The following is a 7,929-nucleotide window of genomic DNA, read 5'->3' on the forward strand; positions in this document are numbered from 1 at the left end:
GCTACGTAGGCGGAGTGGCCCGGCTGCGGCCGGTGGGCGCGGCTACGTAGGCGGAGTCGGGTTAGTTGCGGATGATGGTCAGGGCCTCGTCGCGGATTTTGGTCATCGTGGCCTCGTCGCGGGCCTCTGCGTTCAGGCGGAGGAGGGGTTCCGTGTTGGACGGGCGGACGTTGAACCACCAGTCGGGGGCGGTGACCGTGAGGCCGTCGAGGTCGTCGAGGGTGATGCCGTCGCGGCCCTCGTACGCGGCGCGGACCGCGGCGAGGCGGGCCTGCTGGTCGGCGACGGTGGAGTTGATCTCGCCGGAGCCGGCGTAGCGGTCGTAGGCGGCGACCAGGGCGGACAGCGGGCCGTCCTGCTCGCCGAGGGCGGCGAGGACGTGGAGGGCGGCCAGCATGCCGGTGTCGGCGTTCCAGAAGTCGCGGAAGTAGTAGTGCGCGGAGTGCTCGCCGCCGAAGATGGCGCCGGTGCGGGCCATCTCGGCCTTGATGAAGGAGTGGCCCACGCGCGTGCGCTCCGGGGTGCCGCCGTTCTCGCGGACGACCTCAGGCACCGACCAGGAGGTGATCAGGTTGTGGATGACCGTGCCCTTGCCGCCGTTGCGGGCGAGTTCGCGGGCGGCGACCAGGGCGGTGACGGCGGACGGGGCGACCGGGTCGCCGTTCTGGTCGACGACGAAGCAGCGGTCGGCGTCGCCGTCGAAGGCGAGGCCGAGGTCGGCGCCCTCCTCGCGGACGCGCTTCTGGAGGTCGACGAGGTTGGCCGGGTCGAGCGGGTTGGCCTCGTGGTTGGGGAAGGTGCCGTCCAGTTCGAAGTACATCGGCACCAGGTCGAGGGGCAGGCCGGCGAAGACCGTGGGGACGGTGTGGCCGCCCATGCCGTTGCCCGCGTCGACGACGACCTTGAGGGGGCGGATGGCGGTGAGGTCGACCAGGGAGCGCAGGTGGGCCGCGTAGTCGGTGAGCGTGTCGCGCCGGGTGACGGTGCCCGTGCGGGCGGCCGGCTCCGGGGCGCCGGTGTCGCTCCACCGCTCCACGAGGGCGCGGATCTCCGCGAGCCCCGTGTCCTGGCCGACGGGCGCCGCACCGGCGCGGCACAGCTTGATGCCGTTGTACCGGGCGGGGTTGTGCGAGGCCGTGAACATGGCGCCCGGCAGGTCCAGCGCGCCGGAGGCGTAGTACAGCTGGTCGGTGGAGCACAGGCCGATCTCGGTCACGTCGGCGCCGTGGGCGGCCGCCCCGCGCGCGAAGGCGCCGGACAGGCCCGGCGAGGAGGGCCGCATGTCGTGGCCGACCACGATGGCGTCCGCGCCGGTCAGTTCGACGAAGGCCGCGCCGAACAGCTCGGCCAGCGTCTCGTCCCACTGGTCCGGGACCACACCGCGTACGTCGTACGCCTTCACGATCTGCGACAGATCAGCAGCCACGGCCAACCTTCCTGAAAGTCCTGTCGGAGCCCACAAACTACCCGTAGCCCCCGACAGGGGTCAGGGCAGCATCCAGCCCAGGACCGGCGTGGACTGTCCGACCACGATCAGGCACATGACCAGCAGCAGGCCGAGGCTCCACGGGAGCACCTTGCGCAGCAGGTCGCCCTCGCGGCCGGCGAGACCGACGGCGGCGCAGGCGATGGTGAGGTTCTGCGGGGAGATCATCTTGCCGAGGACGCCGCCCGAGCTGTTGGCGGCGGCCAGCAGCTCCGGGGACAGGCCGGATTCGCGGGCTGCGGTGACCTGGAGGGCGCCGAAGAGGGCGTTGGCGGAGGTGTCGGAGCCGGAGACGGCGACGCCGAACCAGCCGAGCACCGGGGAGAGGAAGGCGAGTCCGGCGCCGGCCGCGGCGACGAAGTGGCCGATGGTGGCGGCCTGTCCGGAGAGGTTCATGACGTAGGCGAGGGCGAGGACGGAGGTGACGGTGAGGATCGCGTACCGCAGTTCGTGCACGGTCGCGAGCCATTCCCTGACCGCCACGCGCGCGTGGACGCCGAGGACGACGGCCGTGACCAGCCCGGCGAGCAGCACGAGCGTGCCGCCGGTGGAGACGATCGGCCAGGAGAAGACGTTGCCGCCGACGGGCTCGCCCCGCGGGTCGGCGACGTCCAGGAACGGCCAGTCGTAGGTCTGGGTCGCGCGGGCCAGCCAGTCCTTGACCGGGGGGATCTGCGCGACGGAGAAGACGGCGACGATCAGGGCGTAGGGGGCGTAGGCGCGCAGCACCTCACGGCGGGGGTCGTCCTCGTCGAGTTCCTCGCTGCGGGCGCCGGTCAGCACGGACGTCCGGACGGGCTCGGCGGCCGGTCTGCGGGCCGCCGGTACGGCGACCAGGGCGCCCGCGCCGATCAGGGCGGCAGCGATGTCGGCGAGCTGGGCGGAGACGTAGTTGGAGGCGGCGAACTGGGCGACGGCGAAGGCCACTCCGCAGGCCAGGGCGGGCACCCAGGTCTCGCGCAGTCCGCGCCGCCCGTCCACCAGGGCGACGAGCAGCAGCGGGACGACGAGGGCCAGCAGGGGTGTCTGGCGGCCCACGACGGAGGCGACGTCGTCCAGCGGCAGCCCGGTGACCTGGGCCAGCGTGACCACGGGGGTGCCCATGGCGCCGAAGGCGACCGGTGCGGTGTTGGCGACCAGGGACACGACCGCCGCGCGCACGGGGTCGAAGCCGAGGGCGACGAGCATGACCGAGCAGATCGCGACGGGCGCCCCGAACCCAGCGAGGGCCTCCAGCAGGGCGCCGAAGCAGAAGGCGACGACCAGGGCCTGGATGCGGGGGTCGTCGGAGAGGCGGCCGAAGGAGCGGCGCAGGATGTCGAAGTGCCGGGTGCGGACGGTCATCCGGTAGACCCAGAGGGCGTTGACGACGATCCACAGGATGGGGAAGAGCCCGAACACGGCGCCCTGCGCGGCGCTGGAGACCGTCTGGTCCAGCGGCATGCCGTACGCGAGCCAGGCGACGAGTACGGCCGCCAGGAGGCCGATCAGGCCCGCCAGGTGGGCCTTCATGCGGACGCCGCCGAGCAGGACGAGGACGATCACCAGCGGCAGGGCCGCCACGAGGGCGGACAGGCCGAGGGAGTCGGCGAGGGGTTCCAGTTCCTGGACGTACACGGGCGCCTCCCCGGATTCCGCCATGCGAAAGCGTTTTCTCGTGGCTTCCGGAATGGTCGTGTCCGCGACAAGGCAACGTCAATGGGCGTGCGGGAAATGGATGTTCAGAACTGGGGGCTCAGTTGTCCGGCGAGCGCAGGACCCGCAGGTGGCCGCGGCGCGCGACCTCCATCGGGTCGGCCGAACGCGCCCCGCCACCGGCTCCCGCCGCGCGCTCCTGGGGGCGGGCGGCCTCACGCACCGCGTTGGCGAGCGCTTCCAGGTCGTCGCCGCTGGGGCGGGCCGGGGCCGAACCGTCGAGCAGGCGGACGACCTCCCAGCCGCGCGGGGCGGTGAGGCGCTCGGAGTGCTCGGCGCACAGGTCGTAGCAGTGGGGTTCGGCGTAGGTGGCGAGCGGGCCGAGGACCGCGGTCGAGTCGGCGTAGACGTACGTCAGCGTCGCGACGGCGGGACGGCCGCAGGCGGTGCGCGAACAGCGACGTACAGGGCTCACGATGTTGGACGGTACCGCACTCTTGAGCGGGCCGCGACGATCCCCCGCCAGGTCACACCACCGTGTCGCGATGTGAGACGAGCCACGGACGCCGCCGAACGCACTCGCCTGACCTGCGACGACGCCGATTTTCGAGATACCGGACAGGCAGAGGGGCGGTCATAAGCTGATACAAACAACGACATTTGCCATGAGATCCATGGTCACGGAGAGATACGGAATTGAGCCCGACCTTGGCCGGAATGGTCATCCGATGACATCCGGTCCGGCGTGCCGCGGCGGTGGCCGGTGTGTCGTGCGGGGTCCGGCGCGCGGAGGCGGCGGGGACTACCCTTCACCAGTGATGGACAACCCCGTGACGCCCCGTGAGGCCGGCCGCCCAGGACCCCGCCGTCGTGATCGCCACGGCCGGGGGATGCGCGGCCCGATCGCACCGCCGCAGGTGCCGCTCGCCGCCAGCCGCGCCGACCTGTTCGCGGATCTGGTGCAGGACTCCGTCGAGCGTCTGGAGCGGCGGTGGCCGCAGCTCGCCGACATCGACTTCCACGTCCTGGAGGTGCCGCGGCTGGACGGGGCCGGGCAGTCCTGGAACGACGAGGCGGTGCCGCTGGGCGGCACGGTGCCCGCGCGGGACGGCCTTCGGGGGCGGGTGGTCGTCTACCGGCGGCCCGTCGAGATCCGCACGAAGGGGCGGGACGAGCGGGCGGCGCTGGTGCACGAGGTGGTCGTCGAGCAGGTCGCGGAGCTGCTCGGGCTCACACCGGAGACGGTGGACCCGCGCTACGGCGAGGACTGAGCACGGCGGGCCGGGACCCGGTCGGCCGGGTCCCGGTCGCTCGGGCCCGGCCGGGGGTCGTCACTTCTGGAGCACCGACAGGTTCTCCTCGGCCTCCGGGACGGCCACCATGCCGCGGTCGTCCGGGAGGGTCTGCACCGTGAAGGCCGCCGCGTCCTCGTTCTCCGGCTGGGTCAGGGTGCGGGCCGCGTACACGGGGCCGCCGGACACGGGCTCGACCGTCAGCGCGTAGGTGCCCTTCAGGCCCGCCGGGACCGGCACCTGCACGTCCTGGGTCGTGCCGCCCTTGATCGTGTACGTCCGGGACGCCGTCGTACCGCCCTCGCTGCCCGCCGACGCCGTGACCTTCACCTGCGCGGCCTTGCCGGGGGCGGCCAGGGACAGGACGGTGCCCTTGGCGCGGTTGTCCGCCGCGGTGGCGCGCGCCCCGACCGGGCCGGAGGCGGGGATGAACGCCGTCTCCTGCTTCTCGCCCTTGCCCCGCACCACCCGCAACGCGGCCACCACCGGCACGGACCTGTCCGTCGGCGTCAGCACCAGCGAGCCGGCCTCGCCGCGCGTGACCTCGCCGAGGTCGACGCCCGTCGTCATGCCCGCCTTGACGCGCACCGTCTCGTGCCCGGCGGGTGTGATCAGCCCGGTCGGTGAGGCGAGCCGCACCTTCAGGTCGGCGTCGGTGTCACCGGGCGTGAACAGCACCAGGCGTACGGCCGTGGCGTCCTTGGGGATGCCCGGCAGCACCAGGCTGCCCGCCGGGTCCGTGGCCGCGGCCAGCCAGTCGCCGCCGGTCTTGTCGCTCAGGGCCTGCACCGCGGCCCCGACCCGCCCGCTGCGCACGCCGACGTGCACGGTGAGGTCGGCCTCCTGGGCGTCGCTGAGCGTGGACAGCAGGATCGCCTCGCTGCCGTGGGCGGGCACCGTGATGCCGTCGCCCACCGTCGACTTGACGGCGCCGTCCTTGCCGTAGAGGTCGATGTCGACGACGGCCGCCGAGTCGTCGGGGTTCGTCAGGTGCACGTAGTCGGTGCGGTCGGCCGTCGTGGCGGCGCCGGGGAACCAGAACTGCGTGTCCGGCGCGGTGCAGTTGACGCCGAGCAGTCCGCGGCCCGAGCCGGCGGCGACCTCCGTGGTCTGCTGCACCGTCCAGCCGGGGGCGTAGCTGCCCTCGGCGGTGCCGACGGACGCGGGGGTGCCGGCGCCGTTGGTCGTCGCGGTGACCGGGGTGCCGGGGGCCTTGGGCTGGACGACGGGCCTGGCGGCCTCGGCACCGCCCTTCTTGTCGCTCTTCTCGTCGCCCTTCGCGTCGTCCTTCTCGCCGCTCTTGTCTCCGGTCTGCCCGTCCGATTCCTGAGCCGCGGGGGTGAGTTGGGCCTTGCCCTTGTTCTCGGTGCCCTTGGTGACGGGCGTGAACGACGTGTACGACGTCTCGGCCAGGTCGGAGGTGCTGGGCGCCGGGCACAGCAGGCTGGTCCGCTCCACCGGCAGCCGTGCGGCCGCGGCACCGGCGGGGTCCGCGCCGGAGGCGTCCGGCGTGGACAGCGCCGCGAATCCGGTGACGGCGGCGAGCGCGGTGGCGCCGGCGATCAGGGACAGGGTGGTGCGGTTCACTGCTGGCTCCCGTCGGGACGCTCACTGCCCGGGCCGTGGGGCTGCTGGGCCTGGGAAGGGTCGTACGGCGTGTCGTATCCGCCCTGCCCGTACGCCTGGTCGTAGGCGGGGTCGTAGGCGCCGGCCCCGTTCGGATCGCCGTAGGCGTACGGGTCGTACTGCTGGGCCTGGTCGTACTGGCCGTCCTGGGCGCCCTGGTAGGCGTCCGTCCCGTACGGCTGCTGCTGCCCGTAGGCGGCCGGGTCGTACTGCTGGGCGTCCTGGTACTGCTCGCCGCCGTACGTGCCATAGCCGTACGCGGTGTCCGGGTAGCCGGTGTCCGGGTAGCCGGCCGGGTCCCAGGCGCCGGACGCCTGCTGCGGGACCGTCACCGGCGGCTCCTGCGGCGGGGCGGGGGGCGCGACGGGTTCCGCCGTCCCGGCCTCCGTGCCGGTGCCGGCCTCCGCTTCCGCCTCGGCCTCCGCCTGGGCGCGCAGTCGGCGTGCCCTGCGGCCCTCGCCGGCGACCGCCTGGGCGGGGACGACGGGCTCTTCGGGCAGGTCGTCGTCGATGTCGCGGCGCCGGCCGGGCAGGGCCAGGACCACCAGGACGACGGCGAGCAGGCCCTGGGCCCACAGCCACGCGGTGTGGGTGAACGGATCGTCGTAGGTGACGTCCAGCGTGCCGCCGGAGGCGGGGAGTTCGAAGCCCTGTGCCCAGCCGTCGACCGTGGTGCGGGTGAGCGGCTTGCCGTCGAGAATGGCCGTCCAGCCGTCCGCGGCGGTGTCGGCGAGGCGCAGCACCCGGCCTTCGCCGCCGGCCGGGACCTTCGTGTGGATCTCCACGGGCCCGGCGGCGACCGGCTGCGGCGCACCGGCGGCGCCGCCGCCGGACACGATGGTCGCGCGGGCGACGTCCCGGTCGACCTGCCACAGGCCGCTGCCGTCCTGCTGGCTGAGCCGCCTGAGGCCCGGCGTGGCGTCCAGGACGCGGACGACGTCGTGGGGGGCGCCCTTGTGCACGAGGACGTAGCGCACGGCGAAGCCGCCGAGCTGACCGGCCTGGTCGGCGCCGGAGCCGGCCACGAGGTTGGCGACGACCTTGTCGAGCGTGCCGTTGCCCCCGCCGGCGGCCAGTTCGCCGTCGCCGAGGCGGACCCCGGCGCCGCGGACCAGCATGTAGCTCACATGGGCGGCGGAGTCGCTGTCGAGGACGAGGGTGCGGGCCTGGTCGCGGGTGACGGTGTCCTCGGCGACGAACGCGGGGACCTGCACGGGATCGCGGCGCTCCAGCGGCCCGTCGGCGCCGTCGATCACCCAGCCGGCGGCGGCGATCAGCGGGCCGACGGCCGAGGCGAGGGCGATGAGCGCGGCGACCGGCTGACGCCAGCCGAAGCTCTGCTCGGCGACGCGGAAGCGGGCTCCGTCGGCGCCCAGGGCGGCGGCGGACAGCAGGGCGATGCCGTAGACGAGGGTGGCCGGGCCCGCCCAGGCGGAACGGTTCGACAGGACCGCGAGGACCAGGGCGACCAGGGCGACGGCCCAGGCCGTGCGGACCGCCAACTGCCGCTCGGAGCGCAGCAGGGCGGCCAGCGCGGCCAGCACGATGCCGATGAGGACCAGCCCGCCGACCGTGCCGGGGCCGCCGGGGCTGGCGCCGAGCAGGTCGAGCGCGGAGGCGGCCGAGGAGCCGTACGCCAGGCCGGCCTCGTCGAAGAAGCCGAACGGGAGCAGCGACAGCGACCAGGGCGCGAGCACCAGCAGGGGCGTGCCCAGTTGGGCGAGGAGCCGCAGCCCGTACGCCGTGATGTCGCCGCGGCGCAGGACCAGGACGCCCACGCCGAGCAGCAGCGCGATGGGCCACACGACGGGTGTGAAGGCGGTGGTGACGGTCAGCAGCAGCGCGTACGCCCAGGTGGCGCGCCAGCCGCCGGGTGTCCGCGAGGACGAC

The 7,929-nt window shown here is 73.9% G+C and carries 5 protein-coding genes and 1 pseudogene; 1 reads left to right on the top strand and 5 read right to left on the bottom strand.

The genetic code is table 11. The annotated features are described in order from the left end of the window. Positions 1 to 61: 61 nt before the first annotated feature. From GTW67_RS14890 to GTW67_RS14900, 3 genes are all read right to left on the bottom strand, one after another. Entirely contained in the window at positions 62 to 1,426 is a 1,365-nt protein-coding gene (locus GTW67_RS14890) for a phosphomannomutase/phosphoglucomutase (RefSeq protein ID WP_161165299.1), read from the bottom strand. Between the two features lie 60 nt (positions 1,427 to 1,486). Then, the gene (locus GTW67_RS14895; protein WP_161165301.1) at positions 1,487 to 3,103 is read right to left on the bottom strand and encodes a lactate permease LctP family transporter; all 1,617 of its coding nucleotides are present in this window, start codon (positions 3,101 to 3,103) and stop codon (positions 1,487 to 1,489) included. A 118-nt stretch (positions 3,104 to 3,221) separates the two neighbouring features. Then, positions 3,222 to 3,596 (bottom strand): DUF3499 domain-containing protein, encoded by a 375-nt coding sequence (locus tag GTW67_RS14900; protein ID WP_216353433.1) that lies wholly within the window; start codon positions 3,594 to 3,596, stop codon positions 3,222 to 3,224. A gap of 343 nt (positions 3,597 to 3,939) precedes the next feature. Here GTW67_RS14900 and GTW67_RS14905 point away from each other — a divergent pair, with 343 nt between their 5' ends. Further along, the gene (locus tag GTW67_RS14905) at positions 3,940 to 4,392 is read left to right on the top strand and encodes a metallopeptidase family protein (RefSeq protein ID WP_161165302.1); all 453 of its coding nucleotides are present in this window, start codon (positions 3,940 to 3,942) and stop codon (positions 4,390 to 4,392) included. A 60-nt stretch (positions 4,393 to 4,452) separates the two neighbouring features. On the opposite strand, the gene GTW67_RS14910 is transcribed toward GTW67_RS14905, so the two are convergent. After that, positions 4,453 to 6,000: a DUF5719 family protein gene (locus GTW67_RS14910; RefSeq protein WP_161165300.1), complete on the bottom strand. Its 1,548-nt coding sequence runs from the start codon at positions 5,998 to 6,000 to the stop codon at positions 4,453 to 4,455. Then, positions 5,997 to 7,929: pseudogene (locus tag GTW67_RS14915) on the bottom strand (family 2 glycosyl transferase); the annotation flags it as partial. The gene GTW67_RS14910 and the pseudogene GTW67_RS14915, both read right to left, overlap by 4 nt.

The sequence above is a fragment of the Streptomyces sp. SID5910 genome (assembly GCF_009862125.1).
In the GTDB taxonomy this organism is placed as follows: domain Bacteria; phylum Actinomycetota; class Actinomycetes; order Streptomycetales; family Streptomycetaceae; genus Streptomyces.

Coding starts and splice junctions, on each gene's coding strand:
- GTW67_RS14905 (WP_161165302.1), top strand. CDS start 3,940: ATGGACAACCCCGTGACGCCCCGTGAGGCCGGCCGCCCAGGACCCCGC.